This window comes from Caballeronia jiangsuensis, assembly GCF_046030135.1.
GTDB classification, from domain to species: domain Bacteria; phylum Pseudomonadota; class Gammaproteobacteria; order Burkholderiales; family Burkholderiaceae; genus Caballeronia; species Caballeronia jiangsuensis.
Genome location: NZ_JAQQDB010000006.1, coordinates 1 through 20,821 on the forward strand (window position 1 = coordinate 1; position 20,821 = coordinate 20,821).

General features: G+C 63.2%; 17 protein-coding genes. 15 read left to right on the top strand and 2 right to left on the bottom strand.

The genetic code is table 11. The annotated features are described in order from the left end of the window. Positions 1-83: 83 nt before the first annotated feature. Entirely contained in the window at positions 84-3,218 is a 3,135-nt protein-coding gene (locus PQR08_RS07900) for an acetoacetate--CoA ligase (RefSeq protein ID WP_250485845.1), read from the bottom strand. Positions 3,219-3,621: 403 nt separating this feature from the next. Here PQR08_RS07900 and PQR08_RS07905 point away from each other — a divergent pair, with 403 nt between their 5' ends. The 7 genes from PQR08_RS07905 (at position 3,622) to PQR08_RS07935 (ending at position 10,518) form a co-directional block, all read left to right on the top strand. After that, a complete protein-coding gene (locus tag PQR08_RS07905; protein ID WP_250485846.1) occupies positions 3,622-4,440 on the top strand; it encodes an alpha/beta hydrolase in 819 nt (272 codons plus the stop codon). A 156-nt stretch (positions 4,441-4,596) separates the two neighbouring features. After that, positions 4,597-5,292 carry a CBS domain-containing protein gene (locus PQR08_RS07910; RefSeq protein WP_250485943.1) on the top strand — a complete coding sequence of 232 codons (696 nt, stop codon included), beginning with the start codon at positions 4,597-4,599 and terminating at the stop codon, positions 5,290-5,292. Positions 5,293-5,372: 80 nt separating this feature from the next. Continuing rightward, the gene (locus tag PQR08_RS07915; RefSeq protein ID WP_238210599.1) at positions 5,373-5,810 is read left to right on the top strand and encodes a MarR family winged helix-turn-helix transcriptional regulator; all 438 of its coding nucleotides are present in this window, start codon (positions 5,373-5,375) and stop codon (positions 5,808-5,810) included. A gap of 58 nt (positions 5,811-5,868) precedes the next feature. Further along, a complete protein-coding gene (locus PQR08_RS07920; protein WP_250485847.1) occupies positions 5,869-7,338 on the top strand; it encodes an efflux transporter outer membrane subunit in 1,470 nt (489 codons plus the stop codon). A gap of 27 nt (positions 7,339-7,365) precedes the next feature. Further along, a complete protein-coding gene (locus PQR08_RS07925) occupies positions 7,366-8,559 on the top strand; it encodes an HlyD family secretion protein (RefSeq protein WP_250485848.1) in 1,194 nt (397 codons plus the stop codon). Between the two features lie 57 nt (positions 8,560-8,616). Next, positions 8,617-10,170, top strand: a complete 1,554-nt coding sequence (locus PQR08_RS07930) for a DHA2 family efflux MFS transporter permease subunit (RefSeq protein WP_238210596.1) — start codon at positions 8,617-8,619, stop codon at positions 10,168-10,170. Between the two features lie 147 nt (positions 10,171-10,317). Beyond that, on the top strand, positions 10,318-10,518 hold the full coding sequence (locus PQR08_RS07935; protein ID WP_250485849.1) for a copper chaperone: 201 nt from the start codon (positions 10,318-10,320) through the stop codon (positions 10,516-10,518). Between the two features lie 554 nt (positions 10,519-11,072). Here the strand turns inward: PQR08_RS07935 and PQR08_RS07940 are convergent. Continuing rightward, positions 11,073-11,786: an IclR family transcriptional regulator gene (locus PQR08_RS07940; RefSeq protein WP_250485850.1), complete on the bottom strand. Its 714-nt coding sequence runs from the start codon at positions 11,784-11,786 to the stop codon at positions 11,073-11,075. Between the two features lie 203 nt (positions 11,787-11,989). Here PQR08_RS07940 and PQR08_RS07945 point away from each other — a divergent pair, with 203 nt between their 5' ends. From PQR08_RS07945 to PQR08_RS07980, 8 genes are all read left to right on the top strand, one after another. After that, complete coding sequence (locus PQR08_RS07945) at positions 11,990-12,682, top strand: RraA family protein (protein WP_250485851.1); 693 nt, start codon at positions 11,990-11,992, stop codon at positions 12,680-12,682. Then, a complete protein-coding gene (locus tag PQR08_RS07950; RefSeq protein WP_250485852.1) occupies positions 12,682-13,626 on the top strand; it encodes an NAD(P)-dependent oxidoreductase in 945 nt (314 codons plus the stop codon). The genes PQR08_RS07945 and PQR08_RS07950 overlap by 1 nt, the downstream gene beginning before the upstream one ends. A 20-nt stretch (positions 13,627-13,646) precedes the next feature. Continuing rightward, on the top strand, positions 13,647-14,573 hold the full coding sequence (locus PQR08_RS07955; RefSeq protein ID WP_250485853.1) for an SMP-30/gluconolactonase/LRE family protein: 927 nt from the start codon (positions 13,647-13,649) through the stop codon (positions 14,571-14,573). 72 nt (positions 14,574-14,645) lie between these two features. After that, positions 14,646-16,019, top strand: a complete 1,374-nt coding sequence (locus PQR08_RS07960) for an MFS transporter (protein WP_250485854.1) — start codon at positions 14,646-14,648, stop codon at positions 16,017-16,019. Between the two features lie 52 nt (positions 16,020-16,071). Next, the gene (locus PQR08_RS07965; RefSeq protein ID WP_250485855.1) at positions 16,072-17,223 is read left to right on the top strand and encodes a porin; all 1,152 of its coding nucleotides are present in this window, start codon (positions 16,072-16,074) and stop codon (positions 17,221-17,223) included. Between the two features lie 26 nt (positions 17,224-17,249). After that, positions 17,250-18,293, top strand: a complete 1,044-nt coding sequence (locus PQR08_RS07970) for an amidohydrolase family protein (RefSeq protein WP_250485856.1) — start codon at positions 17,250-17,252, stop codon at positions 18,291-18,293. Further along, on the top strand, positions 18,293-19,573 hold the full coding sequence (locus PQR08_RS07975; protein WP_250485944.1) for an MFS transporter: 1,281 nt from the start codon (positions 18,293-18,295) through the stop codon (positions 19,571-19,573). Before PQR08_RS07970 ends, PQR08_RS07975 begins: the two co-directional genes overlap by 1 nt. Further along, the gene (locus tag PQR08_RS07980) at positions 19,570-20,799 is read left to right on the top strand and encodes an MFS transporter (protein WP_250485857.1); all 1,230 of its coding nucleotides are present in this window, start codon (positions 19,570-19,572) and stop codon (positions 20,797-20,799) included. The genes PQR08_RS07975 and PQR08_RS07980 overlap by 4 nt, the downstream gene beginning before the upstream one ends. Positions 20,800-20,821 lie beyond the last annotated feature (22 nt).

Consider the following 20,821-nt stretch of genomic DNA (forward strand, 5'->3'; position numbering starts at 1 on the left):
CAACCCGCCACAATCCCCAAAAAAAAAACCCGCCGGGGCCCCCCCTCCTTATCGGCGAGCGGCCGACGATCCTGCCACTGCTGCTACGCGCCCCGCACCATGACGCCGTGACCGCGGCGCTGCACTTCCGACTCGTCTTCCACGCCGTACTCTCTGTCGAGCGCTGCGGCGGCGGCGTAGACGCCCGGCTCTTCGATCACGCCCGCGTGATTGCCCGGCACTTCCGCGACTGTCAGCCCGCCGCGCGCGATCTTGCGATACAGCGGCAGCGGATCGCCCCGGTCCTCGTCGCGCAAGGCCGCGCGCACATAGACGATCCGCCCGCCCGCGTACGGCTTCGGCCGATAGTTGTTCATCGCGGTGCGGCACGTATCGCGCATGCGCCTCAAAACCGGCGGCATGGGATCGGCGGCGGCCGGTGCTGCCTGCGCCTGCGGCACACGGCCGAGCCGCATCGCCACCTTGTTCACGGCGGCGTGGAACTTGGCCGCCGCGAAACCGATGCGCGCTTTCGGCGACATGCCGGAGAGCGTCTTCAACAGCCGGCTCGCATAATCGCGCCTGAATTCGAGCAACGCGAACCACGGCAGCCAGCGTTCCTGCACGTAGGTGTCGAGCAGACACACGAATTCCGTGCGCTCGCCCGCGCCGAACAATTGCTGCGCGATTTCGAGCGCGATCAGTCCGCCGAAAGAAAAGCCGGCGAGCGCATACGGCCCGCTTGGCTGAACCTTGCGAATCTCGTCGACGTAAGTCTTCGCCATGTCCTCGACGCGGCGTTGCGGCGGCGTTTCACCGTCCAGCCCGACCGCTTGCAGACCGTACACCGGGCGCGGCTTGCGCAGGCTCCCGATGAGCCGCGTGCATTCGAGCACCGAGCCCGTCACGCTGTGCACGAAGAAGAGCGGCGCGCCATCGCCTTCGCGCATCGGCACCAGCACTTCCGATGTCTGCGGCAGCGCGCCGTTTTCGATCACGTCGGCGAGTTTGGCGATGGTCGGCGCGCGCAGCATCGTCGCAAGCGGAATCGGGCGGCCGATGATCGGCTGCAATTCCGCAAGCAGCCGCGCCGCAAGCAGCGAATGTCCGCCGAGCTCGAAGAAATTGTCGTCGCGGCCGATCGGCGCGAAGGCGAACAACTGCTCCCATTTGGTCCGCAGCAGCCGTTCCAGTTCTTCGCGCGTCGCGTAGGTCTGCGGCGAATCGGCGGAGCGGGGCTGCAGGGCCGGGTGCGTGCGGATCGCATCGAGCGAGGCGGGATTGCGCAGCGCGGCGGCGTTGGTCACGTCGAGTCCGTTGACCGCGTTGCGCACCGCGGCTTCCGTGAGCTTGCCGCTATGCGTGACCGGCAGGTCGTCGACGGCCGCGATCACATCCGGCACGTGTGCAGCCGACGTGCGCCGCACGAGATCGCGGCGAATCCGCGCGATCAGCGTCCCGTTGAGCCGCGCGCCCGGCTTCAGCGTGACGAGCAGCACGAGACGCTCGCCGATGGGATTGCCCGGACTATCGGCGCTGGCGGCATCGCGCATGCGCTGCTGAACGACGATGCCCTCGCGTATCTCGGGAATGTCGTTCAGCACGCCGTAGATCTCGCCCGGCCCGACATTGATGCCGCGCACGACGAGCACGCCATCGCTGCGCCCATGCAGGCGCGCGGTGCCTTCCGGCGGAAACTCGATCTGGTCGCCATGCGTCCATACGCCGGGATTCGCGCTGAAATACGCCTTGTGAAAGCGCTCGCCGTCCGGATCGTTGAGAAACCCGAGCGGGCGCGACGGGAACGGATTCACGCACACCAGTTCCCCGACGCCTTGCGCACGCGCGCCATCGCGCCACGCCTGGACATCGAACGCGAGACTCTTGCACTGCGCTTCGCCCGTATACACGGGAAGATTCGGATTGCCGAGCACGAAGCAGCCGAGGATATCGGTGCCGCCGGAAATGGATTGCAGCCGCAGCGGCTTCACGTTGTTGCGGACCCATTCGAACTGCGCGTCGAAGAGGATCGCGCCGGTCGACATCATCGAGCGTAGGGCGCTCAGATCGAATTCACGCGACGGCACGAGACCGGCGTCCTCGCACATCTTCAGATACGCGGGACTCGTGCCGAACACGTTGACGCGCTCTTCGGCGACGATCCGCCACAACGTATCGACCGATGCGATCGGCCCGTCGTAGGTCACGATTTCGACGCCCGATGCGAGCGCCGACAACTGCCAGTTCCACATCATCCACGCGCAACTGGTGTGAAAGTACATGCGATCGCCCGGACCCAGATCGCAGTGCAGCCGATGCTCCTTCAGATGCTCGATCAGACTGCCGCCCGTGCCGTGCACGATGCACTTCGGCTTGCCGGTCGTGCCCGACGAGAACATCACGAAGAGCGGATGATTGAAGTTGAAGCGCTTCCATTCGACCCGGCGCGGATCGCCGGCCGCGAGCAATGCGTCGAGCGAGTTGATTGGCGGCGCGGCGCGCAGGGCCGAAGGATCGCCGTCGAGGCTGACGATACCCGCGAGCGTCGGCAGCGCGTCGGCGAGCAAGGCCATTTTTTGCGCGAGCGGCGTGCCGGTGTCGAACGGCTGTGCGGCCGTATGCGCGAACAGGAAACGCGGCTCCAGTTGCGTGAAACGGTCGAGCAGCGTCTCGATGCCCATCTCGGGCGCGGCGGTCGACAGCGTCGCGCCGATCGCGGTCACGGCGAGCGCGGTGACGATCGCATCGGCGTCGTTGCGCATCACGCCCGCGACGCGGTCGCCTTCGCGCAGGCCCAATTGCGTGAGCGCATCGGCGAGGCGGGCGACGCGCGCGCGCAACTCGCCGCGCGTCAGATGCACGCGGCGTCCGTCGGCATGGCAGGCGGTGAGCGCGGGCGCATCGGCGGGGGCGACGGCGAAGTCGAGCAGATTCTCCGCATAGTTCAGTGTTACGTTGGGAAAGAAACGCGCTTGCTCGCATATATCGCCGACGCACACGGGCTCCGCTTCGCCCGACCACTTCAGTCCCGGCGTCCATTGCATGAAACACTTCCAGAAGACGCGATAGTCCCGGACCGAGAAGTCGTGCAGTTCGTCGTAGTGTGTGAATGGCCGGCCCGTGTGTGCCTGCAGCGCCGCGGTGAACGCAGTCATCTGAGACTGTGCGGTGCGAACGGGTTCCTGGTCGAAAATCGGCAGGCGTGCTCTCGCCTCGTTGGGCGGTTCCGAACGATCCATGTGAAGCTCCCTCAGCGGTTATGGCAATACCGAGTCCCGACGGCTTGCCTTATTTTTCTTGACTCTTTGAGTTGTGCGCGGCGCCTTGGGCGCTCTCGATATATGAGGTCCGATTCCGGGCGGACCGGTGTCATCGACGATGAAGCGTATCCAGCCAGATCGTGTCGTAATGTGCGGAGAGATACAAAAGTCGTCGGCTGGTTGCAGGCACGTGTCAGGAATCGGTATGAATGACACTTGATGCCGTGCATCACGCCATGCAACAGATTGGAGAACGAACTATATGCTTGCAAAAAGCTTTCGATATCTTGCGTACGGACATTCGCAATTGCACAGCGTCTAATGGCAGTTGGAAAGTTGGAGAACAGACGGCAATATGCATTTCCCGGCAAGAAGAAAATTCATGGCGCTGGCGCTGGCGCTGGCAGCATGCGTGGGCGGCGTGGTCGCGACGCGCGCGTTCGAGCACGGCACCGAGCGCGCCGACGGCATTGCCTATGGCAAGGAGCCGCGTGAGCGGCTCGACGTCTACGCACCCGAATCACGCGATCGGACGAACCTGCCCGTCGTCGTGTACTTCTACGGCGGGGGCTGGCAAAGCGGGCATCGATCGGACTCGCGCGACGTCGGCGAGGCGCTCGCCGCGCACGGCATCGTGACGGTCGCGCCGGATTACCGCATCTATCCGGAGGCCGTTTTTCCGGGCTTTCTCGATGACGCCGCCGCAGCCGTGCGCTGGGCGCGCGATCACGCGCACGAGTTCGGCGGCGATCCCCGACGCATCTTCCTGATGGGTCATTCGTCGGGCGCGCATATGGCCGCCTTGCTCGCGACCGATCCGCGCTATCTGGCCGCGCAGGGCATCGCGAACACGTCGCTTGCGGGGATGATCGGACTTGCGGGCCCGTACGCCGCCATCCCGACGAGCGACCCGCACATGGACGAGATCTTTCCGGCGGCATTGCGCGCGGGAGCGTTGCCCATCGCGTTCGTTTCGGGAAAGGAACCGCCGATGCTGCTCGCCGCGGGCACGGCGGATACCGACGTCGATCCGCGCAACAGCGATCGCTTCGCCGAGGCGTTGCGCGCGCATCACGATGCCGTCGTGCTGAAGAAATACGCGGGCTACGGCCACGATACGGTCGTCAAGTCTTTTTCGGCGAAACGGCGCAAGGATTCGCCCGTTCTCGCCGATGTCACCGCGTTCATCGACGCGCATTGAGCCGGGCCGCGTCCGTCGGCCGCAGGTGTGCTCCAGCGAAATGCTTGATGCAGGTCAACGGTTGAAAGTACGGCGATCCTTAAAGTGATTCCGGACTTGCGCGAGCAGAAGCGCGCATGCCGATACGGCCTCGTCAATCGACTTCCGGAGCACATGATGCAAGCACGCGATGTAATGACTTCCCCCGTCGTTTCCGTCACGCCCGAAACCAGAGTGCATGAACTGGCGCGTTTGCTCGTGGAGCATCGCATCAGCGCCGCGCCCGTCGTCGATCAGGAAGGGCAGGTCGTCGGCATGGTCAGCGAGGGCGATCTGCTGCATCGGGAAGAGATCGGCACCGAGAAGCGCAAGCGCCGCTCGTGGTGGCTCGACATGCTCGGCTCCGACGGCGGCGCGGCCGACTACATCAGGTCGCATGCGCCGACGGTCGGCGAAATCATGAGCCGCGAGCCCATCTGCGTGACAGAGGAGACGTCGCTCCCCGATATCGCCGCGATCCTCGAAAGCCATCACATCAAGCGCGTGCCGGTGTTGCGCGACGGGCGTCTCGTCGGCATCGTCAGCCGTTCGAATCTGGTGCAGGCGCTGGCGTCGTCGCTCGCCATCGAGGCCGCGCCGGACGCGCTGGCAAGCGATGCGGAAATCCGCGCGATGCTGATGGGCGACCTCACGGGACGCGGCTGGGCGTTTCCGGGGCGCAATATCGTCGTGCGCGATGGCGTCGTGCATTTGTGGGGCACGGTGTGGTCGAGAGATCAGCTCGACGCCATGCGCATCGCGTCGGAAAGCATTCCGGGCGTGAAGCGCGTCGAAGATCACACGATTCCCTATCCGATCATGCCCGGTCTCTAAATGAAGAAATAGACGTTGACAAAATCTGACTTTGCAGTAAAGTTACGTTCCATGGCAGTTCGCCGCACTGGAGAACAGGCATGGACCATTACACTCCCGAAAGCTTCACACTGACGCAGAGCGTCGGTTTCGCGGTCAACAAGGCGCGCAACCTGCTGGCCGCGGAACTCGACGCCGCGCTGAAAGATCTCGGCATCACCACGCAGCAAATGGGCATTCTCATGTCCATGCGCGGCGGCAAGACGCAGACGCCGTTCGAGCTGTCGAAGCTGCTCGGCATCGACACCGGCCTCATGACCCGCATGCTCGACAAACTCGAAGCCCGCGACTTGCTGCAACGCACGCGCAGCCTGGAAGATCGCCGCGTCGTGAATCTCACGCTGACGAAGGCAGGCGAGAAAGTCGCGGCGGAGTTGCCGCATATCGCGCCGGTCGTGCTGAACAAGCGCCTCAGGAAGTTCACCAAAAGCGAGTTCCAGGAATTCCGCCGGCTGCTGAACAAGTTTCTCGAAGACTGAGCGCGCGGCGCACGGCGTCCGCGCATTTTTTTCGTCCATTTATCTGACAGGTCAGAAAATGAAAAAGCAAGAAAATCGCAGCACGTTCGGTTCGCGGATCGCGCGGACCGGCGTCACGTTGATGGTCGCCGCGGTGCTTTCGGCGTGTGCGAACTACGCAGGCATCCATAGCGACAAGGAACTGGCGCAGCCGCAGGACTACGCGACGCAGCAGAGCCTGCCCGCCGACGAAGGCCGCTGGCCGGCGTCCGACTGGGCCGATCAGTTCGGCGATGCGCAACTGCGCGCGCTGCTCGACGAAGCCCTCGCCGGCAGCCCGACGCTCGAACAGGCGCGGGCCCGTATCGCGGCGGCGTCGGCGTATAGCGAAACCGCGAAGGCGGGGACGATGCCGCGCGTCGATGCGTCCTACTCCTACACACGTCAGCGATTTTCCGAGAACGCGCTCGTGCCGCCGCCGTACGCCGGTTCGTGGCAGTCGGAGAACAAGGGGCTGTTGTCCGCTTCCTACGATCTCGATCTGTGGGGCAAGAACCGCGAGGCGCTCAAATCCGCCGTGTCGCAAGTGCAGGCGAGCCGCGCCGACGCGGAAGCCGTGCGGCTCGCGCTCGACACGTCCATCGCGCGCACGTACAACCAGCTCGCGCGGCTCTATGCGCTGCACGACATCGCGCAGAGCGAGGTCGACGAGCGCGACAAGATCGTGCGCATCACGGCGGGCCGCATCGCCAACGGGCTCGATACCGAAGTCGAACGCAAAACCGCCGAAGCCGATCTCGCGTCGAGTCGTTCGGCGCTGTCCGCGCTCGAGGGCCGCATCGTCGCGACGCGCTATCAGCTCGCCGCGCTGCTCGGCAAGGGTCCGGACCGTGGCTTGTCGATCGCACGTCCGCAACTCGGCATCGGCGATGAAGTGCGTCTGCCCGGAAATCTTCCCGCCGATCTCGTGAGCCGCCGACCGGATATCGTCGCGGCGCGCTGGCGTGTCGACGCGATGACGCACGACATCAAGGAAGCGAAGGCGGAGTTCTATCCCGACATCAACCTGAGCGCGTCGCTCGGCCTCGACGCGTTCGGCTTCGGCCGGCTGCTGACGGCGGCGAGCCGCACCGCGTCCGCGGGCCCGGCGATCCATCTGCCGATTTTCGACGGCGGCGCGCTGCGAGCGCAACTCAAGGACCGCTACGCCGGCTTCGACTACGCCGTCGCGACCTATGACCAGACGCTCGTCACCGCGCTGAACGATGTCGCCACGAACCTTTCGCAGATTCGCTCGACCGATGCGCAACTCGTCGATGCCAACGTCGCGCAGGACGCCGCGCACAGCGCGCAGCGACTGGCGCTCACGCAATACCGCGCGGGCCTCGCGAACCAGTTGACCGTGCTGAACGCGGAGACCAACGCGCTCGCGTCCGAACGCGCGGTCGCGAATCTGAAGATGGACCGGCGCGATCAGCAGATCGCGCTCGCGGCCGCGCTGGGCGGCGGCTACACGGATACATCAGCCGATGCGCTCGCCGCACGCTGATCGGCCAACACGGAACGGAGCACTGACATGAGCGACACCATCACCACCGAACGCACGGACGCGAATCAATCGCCAGCCGACACGACGACCCAACCGCGCAGCAAGCGCAAGCTGATGCTCTCGCTGCTCGCGGCGGCGATCGCGATCGGCGGCGCGGGCTGGGGCGGCTATTACTACACGACGGGCCGTTTCTTCGAATCGACCGACGATGCCTACGTCAGCGGCAATCTCGTGCAACTGACGCCCGAAGTGAGCGGCACGGTGATCGCCGTGAACGCCGACGACACGCAGATCGTCCATCAGGGCGATCCCGTCGTCACGCTCGACGCCGCCGATGCGAAGGTCGCGCTCGCCAATGCCGAGGCGAATCTCGCGCAAACGGTGCGGCAAGTGAGCAGCCTGTACGTCAACAACGCGTACTACGCGGCGACGGTCGCGCAGCGCCAGTCCGATCTGACGCGCGCGCAGTCGGACCTGAAGCGCCGCATGGCGATCGCCGACACCGGCGCGGTCTCGGGCGAGGACATCGCTCATGCACGCGATGCCGTGAGCGCCGCGCAGGCTGCGCTCGATGCGGGCCGGCAGCAGGCCGAGTCGAATCACGCGCTGACCGACCGCACGTCGATCGAACGGCATCCGAACGTGCAGGCCGCCGCCGCGAAGGTGCGCGACGCCTGGCTCGACAACGCGCGCAACACGCTGCCCGCGCCGGTGACAGGCTACGTCGCGCGCCGCTCGGTGCAGGTCGGCCAGCGCGTCGCGCCGGGCACGCCGCTCATGGCGATCGTCCCGCTCGACGGCGTCTGGGTCGATGCCAATTTCAAGGAAGTGCAGCTCGCGCATATGCGCATCGGCCAGCCGGTCACGCTGACCGCCGATGCGTACGGCTCGAAGGTGAAGTACCACGGTCATGTCGAAGGATTTTCGGCGGGCACGGGCGCGGCCTTCGCGGTGCTGCCCGCGCAGAACGCGACAGGCAACTGGATCAAGGTCGTGCAGCGTCTGCCGGTGCGCATCCGGCTCGACCAGCGCGATCTGGACGCGCACCCGCTGCGCATCGGTTTGTCGATGCAGACGGACGTGGAGACGCGCGACCAGTCGGGCACGCAGCTCGGCGCGGCATCGACGACTTCGTATCGAACCGATGTCTTCAGCCACTACGGCGACGAGGCGAACGCGGAGATCGAAAGGATCATCGCGGAAAACGTCACGTCACGTTGACGCGCATTTTTTGTCCGAATATCTGACAGGTCAGTCATCAACAAATCAGGTAAAGCCATGAACCCGACCACGCAACCTGCGCCGCTGCAAGGCGGCAAGCTCGTCCTCGCGACACTTGCCGTTGCGCTCGCGACCTTCATGAACGTGCTCGACTCGTCGATCGCCAATGTCGCGATTCCGACGATCGCGGGCAATCTCGGCGTCTCGGTCGATGAAGGCACGTGGGTCATCACGCTGTTCGCCGCCGCGAACGCCATCTCGATTCCACTCACGGGCTGGCTCACGCAGCGCGTCGGCCAGATCAAGCTGTTCGTCTGGGCGATCCTGCTGTTCGTCGTGTCGTCGTGGTTGTGCGGCATCGCGCCGAATCTGCCCGTGCTGCTCGCGGCGCGCATTCTGCAAGGCGCGGTGGCCGGCCCGCTGATTCCGCTGTCGCAGGCCATTCTGCTGGGCTCCTATCCGAAGGAGAAAAGCTCGACCGCGCTCTCGCTCTGGGCGATGACCGCAACCGTGGGCCCGATCGCGGGCCCGGCGCTCGGCGGCTGGATCACCGACAGCTATTCGTGGTCGTGGATCTTCTACATCAACATTCCGGTCGGGCTGTTCGCGGCGGGCGTGACATGGGCGATCTACCGCGAACGCGAAACGCCGGTGAAGCGCGTGCCGATCGACAAGGTCGGATTGATCTCTCTGATCGCGTGGGTGGCGTCGCTCCAGATCATGCTCGACAAGGGCAAGGACCTCGACTGGTTCAATTCGCCGGTGATCGTCGCGCTGGGCGTGTTCGCGCTCATCAGCTTCGTGTTCTTTCTGATCTGGGAGCTGACGGAGAAAAACCCGGTGATCGACATCAAGCTTTTCATGGGGCGCAATTTTCTGGGCGGGACGGTCGCGATTTCCGTCGCGTATGCGGTGTTCTTCTCGAACCTCGTGCTGCTGCCGCAATGGATGCAGGAGTATCTCAACTACCGTTCAGTCGATGCCGGTCTCGTCACCGCGCCGCTCGGCATCTTCGCCGTAATACTCGCGCCGGTCATGGGCAAGCTGATGCCGCGATCCGACGCCCGCGTGCTCGCCACGCTCGCGTTTCTCGGTTTCGCCGCGGTGTTCTTCATGCGTTCGCACTACACGACCGGCGTGGATACGTTCACGCTCGTCGTCCCGACGCTGCTGCAGGGGATTCCGACCGCGCTCTTCTTCGTGCCGCTGACGGCCATCATCCTGTCGGGCCTGCCGCCCTCGAAGATTCCGGCGGCGGCGGGCTTGTCGAACTTCGTGCGCGTGTTCGCGGGCGCGGTCGGCACATCGCTCGCGAGCACGGGCTGGAATGACCGGACCATCCTGCATCACTCGCAGCTCGTGGAGCAGGCGAGCGTGCATAACCCCACGTTCGTCGACGCGATCGGTTCGGTGCAGAGCACGCTCGGTGGGAGTCCTGCGCAGGCGCTGGCGTTCTTCGAGCGTTCGCTGACGACGCAGGCCGCGATGCTCGGGCTCAACGATATCTTCTGGCTGTCCGCGGTGATCTTTATCGCGATCGTGCCGCTCATCTGGCTGACGAAGCCGGGCAAGGGCGCGGGTGCGGGCGCGGCGGGGGCTGGGGGGCACTGAGCGCTGCGGCGCGGGATTTGTACGGGTGGCGCAAGACTGTTCGTCTTGTGCGGGTGTGCAAATTCTGGGTGAATGCGCCTAGATTGGGCTTGTAGATCCGCGATGCGGATGGTTGCATCGATTCTTTAACTACCGGAGTAGTGCGAAATGAAATTCTCGGTCAAACAGGAAATTCAATCGGAAGATGTCGCCACGCTGGAGCATGCGATGAAGACTGTCGATGTGGACGCGAAAGTTCATGTCGATATCGATGGGAAACTGGTTAGCGTCGATTCGTGGCTGATGCCTGAGGAGTTTATCGTTGCTTTTGTTGATGAGGAGTATGAGGTTAGGATTGTGGAGGGGTAGGGTGGGTGCAGAGAGGTTCTTCGAGGGGTTTCGGGGAAGACCGGTCGCGCCTGCTCAATTCGCTCGAACGGATAAACTACGTTATTCGGACAGAATCGGGCGCATACGGGTTGGGCCATCGTCTGCTTTATCTAGGGAAACTCTTCGAGCGATCGTTTCGGCTGGAGTCGGTCGTCGTGCCCGTGTTGAAGAGGCTTGCGAATGCAACCGGGGCAAGCGCCTCTAATTCAATTGCCGAAGACGCTCGGTGGCGCTGCCTATTTCGAGTGGAGCCCGCCGAGGGCCTTAAGCCGTGCGTCAGGTCTAAGGGACTTCGACCAAACCGCGACCCACGATGTCATAAGCCATTGGGGGTGCGGCGAGCCCATCTTCGACCAACCACCACAATTGCCGATCTTCAAGTCCGGCTCGCGCGATGCACACACGGCCGCTTTCGTGACGCCCGTGTGTCGCCGCGGCAAACCTTTCGCGAACACTCGGCGCGAGTCATCCGTTCTGCCAGAGTATCTACACGCCTCGATAAGTACATGGCCGGGATGTCGAGCACCACCGGTTTAGCGGATGGCGTAAGTGAACTCGCAGAACGCGATACTCGCTCCGAGCTTTCGCGACAGGTCGGAGGCCGCGTTGAGTTGCAGCGCGGTCAACTCGCCGGTCTTGTGAGCGGCGTTCAGTCTCGATGCTGGTCCGGAGAGCGTGAGGGCGGCCATGAACTTGTCCGATGCTCCAAAAATCGGAGTGGCGAACGCGGCGGTATGTTCATCTCGCGCGCCTGAAGTGAAGAGCGGCAAAGAAGGAGCTTTCTCGTAAAGCGGCTCGCCTAGTCCCCAGTATCTCAGGACCTGGCTGATCGCCGTGTCATCCAGAGGCAAGGATGTTCCCGCAAGCCTGGTCTCTCTCAGACCTTCAGACGGCTCCACTCGGAAAAGGCAAAGGCGCTGCGTCTTGTCGATGACGTAATACGACGCGCTTTCCTTCGTCGAGACGGCAAGGGAGTGCAGGATCGGTTCGACGATCGTGGAGAGGTGGAAAGACTGCTCGTACAGCTTTCCAAGATAGAGAACCCGATGACCGAGAGAATAGGACCCTGCTTCGGACCGAACGACATACCCCATCCGTTCGAGCGAGTTCATCAGCCGATAAACAGTCGTCTTGTGCATGCCCGACGCTTGCGCGAGCGCGGCCAATGAAAGCGACTCCACACCTGGTTTGAAGCAATCGAGCAGCGAAAGCGCCTTTTCGACCGCTGCCACACCTTCGTTTCCCACGCTTGTTCTCCCCGTCGCTTGTCTCGTCGCCGCATTTTACACAGTAAAACATCCTTGGCGAAGGTGTATCTAGTACAACGCTGTTGCACACAGTAAAAGGGTTAACGCCGATGGCGTCGCGTCGAGGCCGTGATTAATATCATTTCAACCTGTACACCACAGTTGTACCAAATACAACATCATCAACCAAGGGTGATTTTCAAATGAGCACGACGTCCATCTCTTCCATCGACCGCAGTGTCGAGCGTGTGAGCCCCGAACTCGTGGAGGCCGCTGGCAAGTTCCAAGCAGCCATTCTCGCCGACGTGGCGGGCCGCCGCGGCACGCTCAACGGCCGCGTGAAGCCGCTCGCGCCGACGATGAAGGTAGCGGGACCCGCCGTCACCGTCGAAGTGCGGCCGGGCGATAACCTGGCCATCCATGCAGCGCTCGCCGTGGCCAAGCCAGGCGACGTGATCGTGGTGGATGGAAAGGGCGACGTCAGCTGCGCCCTGATCGGAGAGATCATGGCGACTCAGGCCCACGCCACAGGTATCGCGGGCTTCGTCATCGACGCCGCCGTGCGCGACTCACACGAACTCGCGCAAGGCGAGTTTCCGGTATTCTCGGCCGGCCTCAATCCGTGCGGACCGACCAAAAGCGTCGCAGGCCGCGTCAACTTCCCGATTTCGGTGGCGGGCGCCAGCGTCAATCCGGGCGATCTCATCGTCGGCGACGCTGATGGCGTCGTCGTGATTCCGAAGGACGACGTTGCGCGCATCGTCGAACTCGCGCAAAAGAAGCTCGACGCCGAAACCGCCCGTATCGCGGCGATCCGCAACGGCGACACGCGTGCCGGCTGGCTCGAGAAGGAACTCCGCGCCGCGGGCATGCTCTCGGAAGGCGAGGTGCTGTAATGGCCGCGAATTCTGCCAAGCCCGTGCTGCTGGTGACGGCAGCGGACCTCGCTCCTCAAGCGCTGGAGATGCTCGACGATTTTGAACTCGTGTTCGCCGGCAAGCAGCCGACGGAAGACGACGTCGTCGCGCTGTGCGCACAGCACAAGCCGGTTGCCATCATCGTTCGGTACGGCAAGGTCAATGCCCGCATCATGGACGCGGCCGAGAACCTGCAAGTCATCTCCAAGCACGGCAGCGGCATCGACGTAATCGACCAGGAAGCCGCAGCTGCACGCGGTATCGCGGTTCGCGCGGCTGCCGGAGCCAACGCCGCGGCCGTGGCCGAGCACGCGTGGGCGCTGATCCTGGCATGTGCGAAATCGGTTCCTCAACTCGATGTGCGGATGCGCGCGGGTCATTGGGATAAGTCGACACACAAGTCCTTCGAACTCGAAGGACGCAGGCTCGGACTCGTCGGGCTGGGTGCCATCGGCCGTCGCGTCGCGAAGGCAGGTCTTGCTTTCGGCATGCAGGTTCAGGCGTTCGATCCGTTCGCGAAGGAGACGCCCGAGGGCGTCAAGCTCGTGTCGCTCGAAGATATCTATTCCACGTCGGACATCGTTTCGCTGCATTGCCCGCTCACTGCTGAGAACCGCGCGATGCTCAATCGTGAAGTGCTGAGCCGATTCAAGCGCGGCGCGATTCTGGTCAACACCGCGCGTGGCGGTCTCATCGATGAAGAAGCCTTGATCGAAGCGCTCGCGAGCGGTCAATTGCGGGCAGCAGGGCTCGACAGCTTCGCCGTCGAGCCGATGACGACGCACCCGTTCCAGTCCGTTTCCAACGTCATCCTTTCACCGCACATCGGCGGAGTGAGCGATGCCGCGTACGTGAACATGGGCAAGGGCGCGGCAGCGAATGTCTTGGCCGTGGTCGCGGAAAACGCGCGCAACGTGGCCTGATTCGGTAAGAGAGGTCAAGCATGTTCTATCTCACATCGCCCGAAGTCCGCACCGCCGAAGTCTTCACGCGCATGCCGCAGAAGTTCCGTCAGCCGGACGTTCAAACGGAATGGGCGCGCGCGAACCGAGGCGGCGTGTCCACGGACTCCTTCCTCGAAGGGCCCGTCTGGGATCCGGCCGGTTTTCTGTTCGTGACCGATATCCCGCACGGTCGCATCTTCAGGATTTCGCTGGCGGGCGAGTGGGAACTCGTCGCTCAGTACGACGGTGAGCCAAACGGAATGAAGCGTTTCGACGATGCCCATCTGCTCATCACGGACTATCGCAACGGGCTGATGCTGCTCGACATCGCGCGCGGAGAGGTTCGTCCCTACCTCGAGCGGCGCAATACAGAGCGCTTCCGGGGCGTGAACGACCTGACCTTCGATTCCGCCGGAAATCTCTACTTCACCGATCAGGGACAGACGGGGCTGCACGATCCGACCGGCCGCGTTTATCGGCTTTCGGCGGGCGGCAAGCTGGACGTGCTGCTCGGCAACTGCCCGAGTCCCAACGGACTGGTGATGTCGCCCGACGAAAAAGTTCTGTTCGTCGGCATGACGCGGGGCAATTGCGTATGGCGCGTTCCGCTTCAGGCCGATGGCTCCGTGAGCAAGGTCGGCCAGTTCTTTACGTCGTACGGACCGAGCGGTCCTGACGGACTGACGGTCGATCTCGACGGACGCATCCTGGTCGCCAATCCTGGGCTTGGCCGCGTGTGGGTGCTGAATCATCGCGCCGAACCGGTCGAGATTCTGACGAGCCCGGAGGGCGCTTCGCTCACGAATCTGTGTTACGGCGGCGCCGACATGAAGACGCTTTTCATGACCGAATCGGTATCCGGAACGATTCTGCGAGCCGACATGGCGGTCGCCGGCCCACTGCCCAAGCGAGCGAAGACGAGCTAGTCCGCGCGCTCGACTCATCCAAGCCACGAGAGAAACACGTCGCGCCGAAAAGAGCGCGATGGAGGAGCACACATGAACATATCGCAAAGTGTGAACGGCGCACAGACTTCGCCGGTGACCGAAACGAAGCCGGTCCGGAACATCAGCCACGAGGAGTACGCCGCGAGCGAGCGCACCCTGGCGAAAGTCTTTCGCCGGATACTGCCTTTTATCTTTGCGTGCTACGTCATTAGCTACCTCGACAGAACGAACGTCGGGTTCGCCGCGTTGACCATGAACAAAGACCTCGGCTTGACGGCCGAGCAGTTCGGGTTCGGCGCGGGCATGTTTTTCATCGGGTATTTCCTGTTCGAGATTCCCAGCAATCTCATCATGCAGAAGGTCGGTGCGCGCATCTGGATTGCTCGCATCATGATTTCCTGGGGAATCCTGTCGATGGCGACGGCATTCGTCGTCGGTCCGAAGAGCTTCGCAGCGGCACGCTTTCTCCTCGGGCTGGCCGAGGCGGGCTTTACACCCGGCATCTATCTGTATTTCACGCACTGGTTCCCGGGAAAGTGGCGCGCCAAAGTGACGGCAGCCTTTCTCGTCGGTATTCCGGTGGCCAATATCATCGGCTCGCCCATCTCCGGTGCGCTGCTGCAACTGGGCGGCATGCATGGGCTACGTAGCTGGCAATGGCTGCTGCTGATCGAAGGCTTGCCCGCGGTCCTTCTTGGCATCGCGTGTCTGTTCGTGCTGGCCGACCGGCCGGAGAAGGCTAAATGGCTTTCCGACGACGAGAAGGCCGCGCTCGCCCGGAGGCTGTCGGCGGAGCAACGCGACATTGGCGCCAAGCACGGCAACAAGCTGCGCGACGCGATGACCAACTGGCGCGTGTTCGTGCTTGCATTCATCAACTTCTGCGGCATCGTCGGGTCGATCGGCGTCGGCCTGTGGATGCCGCAGATCATCAAGCAGCTGGGCGTCGAGCACGCTGTCGTCGGCTGGCTGACCGCGATTCCCTACGTCGCAGGCGCCGTGGTCATGCTGCTGTGGGCAAAAATCGCTGCCCGAGCGGCGAACCGAATTCCCTACGTTGCAGGCGCGCTGGTGGTTGCAGCAGCGGCCCTTTGCCTGAGCACATACGTTGACGGCGCCGTTCTCAAGCTGCTGTGCCTGTGCTTCACGGTGAGCGGAATCCTGTCGTTTCAGGCTACCTACTGGGCGATTCCGTCGGGCTTTCTTACGGGCCGCGCGGCGGCGGGAGGTCTCGCGTTGATCGTGTCTGTCGGCAATCTCGGCGGCTTCGTCGGCCCGTCGATGATCGGTGCACTCAAACAGATGTCAGGCGGTTTCACCGTTCCGTTGTTCGCCATTGCGGCAGTGATGCTCGTTGGTGCGGCGACCATCGCATGGCTTGGCGATCCCGGCGCCAATGCGGGCGAAGCATCGGCGACGCATTAGAAAACACGCGCGTCGAACAAACAAAATCTATTACCCACTGTCTGGAGACACCATGTCTTTGAAGAAGGCTCCCAAGAAAGCCAACCTCAACACTAGCTTCTCGCTTGGCGCCGTCGCAGCGGCAAGTCTGGTATTCGGATCCAACCTGGCGCATGCGCAAAGCAGCGTGACGCTCTATGGCATTGCCGATGTCGGCGTCGAATTCCTCAACAACACGACGGCGGGCGGATCGCAGGTCAGGGAAGTGTCGGGCAATCTGTCCGGCTCACGCTGGGGCCTGAAAGGCGTCGAGGATCTGGGCGGCGGCGTGAAGGCCATCTTCCAGTTGGAGAACGGTTTCAACATCAACGACGGCACGACCGCGCAATCGACCCGCGGCCTCGGCGCGAATCCGACGACGACCAGCCGGCTTTTCGGCCGTCAGGCGTGGGTCGGACTTTCCTACAAGGGCCAGCAACTGACGCTGGGTCGGCAGAACGCCCTTATCTATGAACAGTCGATCGTGTTCGACCCGATGGGCGTGTCGTCCCGCTACTCCGCGCTTTCGCTCGACTATGCGCTGGCCGCGCGCATCGACAATTCCGCTAAGTACACGGGAAAGTTTGGCGCAGTGACGGCCCAGGCGATGTATAGCACGCGCTATGACACAGGATACGGTGCCGAAGTGCCCGGCGCGCTCATCACCGGCCGGTTCTTCAGCGGCGCCCTGACGTATGCGAGCGGCCCGGTTGCCGCGACCGCCGTCTACGAGCAACGCAACAGCAACACGGTCGCCACCAACACGAGCACCGAACGTCGGGCACTGGCCGCTGCGAGCTACAACTTCGGGCCCGTGACGGCCTACGCCGGCTATCGCTATCTGCGTGCGTCGAATGCATTCCTGCCGACGAATCCGATCGCAGTCGCCAACGGCTCGGATGCCAATGCCGCAAATCTCTATTGGCTCGGTGCGCAGTACCTGATCACGCCGTCGTTCCAGCTGACTGCTGCCGGCTACTACCACGACGTTCATTCGACGGGCGCGGATCCGTGGCTCGCCGTACTGAACGCGGATTACTTCCTGTCCAAGCGTACGGACCTGTACGCGACCGTCGCCTACGCGCACAACAAGGACAATTCGGCGCTCGGCGTGAACGGCTACGGCACGGTCGCGGCGGGCCATAACCAGACCGGCGTCACCGTCGGTCTTCGCCAGAAGTTCTGACGACGCGATCCTGACGAGAAACCGCCGTGCAAATCGTCCATGCCCCTCACTTGCCTGTCCGCGAAGAATGGCTTGCGTTGCGCGAGGAGCCGATCCTCGAGCCCGAGCTTCTCATCGTCGATGCGCACCACCACCTTTGGGATCGTCAGACAGGGCGATACCTGACCGACGAGTTCGGCAAGGATGTGCGATGCGGTCATCGAGTCGTATCGACCGTCTACGTGCAGTGTCGTTCGATGCTGCGCCACGACGGTCCCGAGTCGATGAAACCCGTCGGCGAGATCGAATTCGCGAGCGGCATCGCGGCGATGTTCGCAAGTAGAGGGTATGGGCCGACGCGCGGTTGCGAGGCCATCGTTGGCGGTGCGGATCTCACGCTCGGCGACGCGCTCGAGAACGTGCTCGAAACGATGCTGGAGGTTTCGGGCGGGCGGTTACGCGGCATTCGCAATCCGCTGGCGTGGCATGAAAGTCCCGAGGTGAGTTCGAGCCCGGTTACGCCACCGCGCGATCTGATGCTCGATTCAGCGTTCCAGCGCGGTGTGAAGACGTTGGCACGCTTCGGTCTATCGCTCGACGCGTGGGTGTATCACACGCAGTTGGGGGAGTTGTACGAGCTGGCTGGCGCTGCAGCGGATGTGACGGTCGTCATCGACCACTTTGGAGGACCGGTCGGCGTGGGGCCGCACGAAGGCAAGCGTGAGCAGGTATTCGCCGACTGGAAACGTGGCCTTGCACGTCTGGCGACTCTGCCAAATACACGTATCAAGCTCGGCGGCGCGGGCATGAGTGTATTCGGCTTCGATTTCGCGCGCCGCGACTTACCGCCTTCTTCCGAGGATCTCGCCGCCGCGTGGCGACCGTACTTCGATACGTGCATCGAATTGTTCGGTGTTGAGCGCTGCATGTTCGAGAGCAACTTTCCCGTCGATAAGGGCATGTTCGGCTACGGCGTCCTGTGGAACGCCTTCAAACGACTGGCTGGTTCGATGACGCTGCAAGAGAAGGCAGCGCTCTTTAGCAAAACCGCGGCGGCGACTTACCGACTGTCACTTCACGGAGACAAATGATGAAGACAAGCGCGAGCGTTGCGCAGATTCGACCCGATAACGAGGTCGAGGCAAAGCGCTACAGGGACATCACCCGCGTCGAATGGCGGTCGCTTTCCCTTGCGGGACTCGGATGGACGTTCGAGAGCTACGACTCGTTCCTGCTGTCGCTTCTTCTGCCGACGCTCGCCCTACAGTTCGGTCTGTCGAAAGCACAGCTCGGGCTGTTCACGAGCATTACGGCAGCGGGGCAGATCATCGGCGGGATTCTGTTCGGCTATGTGTCGGACAGGCTCGGACGCGTGCGCACGGCCATGTTGTGCATCGGCATTTATTCGCTGTTTTCGGGGCTGCTCGCGTTCGCACCGAACGAACACTGGTTCGCCACCATCCGCTTTTTCGGCGCGTTGGGGATGGGCGGAACGTGGACTGCCGGCGCGGCACTGATTGCCGAAACCTGGCACGCGAGCCGTCGGGGCAAGGGCGGTGCGCTCATGCAGATGGGCTTGCCGATTGGCGCGATTCTCGCCATCACGATTTCGAGCATCGTCGCAAGCGTCAATGACGGCTTGGGCGGCAACGGCTGGCGAGTGCTGTTTTTGATCGGCGCGCTACCGTTTTTCATCCTCTTCTTTGTCGCACGCAAAACGCCCGAGTCGGCGATCTGGCTTGAACGCAAACGCGCGAATGCTCAACCCGTGATGCGAAAAGCACCGGCCGACGAAGCGCTCAACGTTCGTGGTCTCGTGACGGCGTTCACGTTCATCTTCTTTCTCCAGTACCTCTACTGGGGCGTGTTCACCTGGACGCCGACGTTTCTCGTCGCGGTGAAGCACCTGGATTTCGTACGTAGCCTCAAGTTCGTTTTCGCCCTTCAGTTCGGCGCAATCAGCGGTTTTCTGTTGTTCTCGGCCTTCGTAGACCGTCTTGGCCGCCGGCCGATGTTCATGGCGTACCTGCTCGTCGGCGCGGCGGCGGTGTTCGGCTACATCATGTCGTCGAGCGCACTGGTTTTGATGGTGGCGATCTTCTTCACCGGCTTCAGCGTGAACGGCATCTTCGCGGGCGCGGGGCCATTTCTCGCGGAGATTATCGGGAATACGGCGTCGAGAGGGTTCTTCATGGGGCTCGCGTACAACGGCGGGCGGCTCGGGGGCTTTATCGCGCCATTGGTCATCGGCACGCTGGCGTCGACATCGGGCGGCTTCGTTCTCGGGCTGTCGACGACGATTGTCGCGTTCATCGCTGCGGCCATCGTCGTCTTCTTCGCGCCTGAGACGCGGGGCAAGGCGCTTTCATGAACACTGCCGCACGGTCATCGGGCATCGTCAGCCGGCTTTTTCCCGCGCTGACCGAGCCGGCGCTGCGGCGATATCTCAGCGGGCAGGTCGCATCTGTTCTGGGCAGCTGGACGCAGAACGTGACGTTGAATCTGCTCGTTTATCACCTGTCGGGTTCGGCGGCGATTCTTGCTCTGCTGAACTTCCTCCTGTACGGACCGCAGTTGGTCGTCGCGCCGATTGCAGGTTCGCGGATTCGTTCAGAGAACGCGAGGCGCGTCACGCTTTGCGTGTTGACCGTGTCGCTCGTTCTGACCGTCAGCCTGATTACTCTGTCGACGCTGGGCGTGTTGGGTGTCAAGCTGATCCTCGCGCACGCGCTGGCGATCGGCATTTCGAGCGCCGTGGAAGTGCCCGCGCGCCAGGTCCTACTGCTGACGAGCCTGCAAGACGGAAGCCTCACGTCGAATGCCGTGGCGATGAACACCATGGTCTACAACGTCGGGCGGATGGTCGGGCCAACGATCGCGGGCTTCGTCTATCCGACGCTCGGACCGCGCGTATCGTTCGCCATCTACGCCGTGGCGCTTTGCTTCATGGCGACCTGCGTGCGCTCGATCCCCCTGTCCGATAAGGCCGCACCGTCTCGCGCGGAAAGCAGCCTGCGTGACGCGGTCGGCTATGTCATGTCGGACGCTTTTTCAGCGCGCTACCTGCCGATTCTCGCGTGCATCGGTTTGTTCGCGGCGAGCTATCAAACGCTGGTGCCGCTGCTCGCAGATAGGGCGTTCCACGACGCCGCGCGCTTCACCGGCGTGTTCTTCGCGTGCGCGGGCGCCGGCTCGCTGAGTTCGGCGGTGCTGTTGTCGTCGGCGCTCGGGCCGCGTGCATCGGCTCGGTTCATCGCATGGGCACCGTGGTCGGCCATTGCTGCTTTGATGGTCCTCGCGACGACCGATGCCGCCGCCGCGTCCATGCCGGCGTTTTTTATCCTGGGCTTCAGCCTCACCTTCGCCGCGACCTCGACGAACGCAACGATCCAGCGACAGTGCCCGGAACACGTGCGCGGCGGACTCGTGGGCATGTATGGCATGGCCTACAACGGGACGATGCCGTTCGGTTACCTGCTCGTCGGGACGGTATCCGAAGCGCTGGGCGTGCGGCACACATTTGCGGCGATGGCCGTGGTGCTCGCAGTGGGTGTCATTTCCATCGTCTTGTGGCAACGATTCAAGGAACAGCGCTGAGGCGCAAAATAGAGTGGAGACA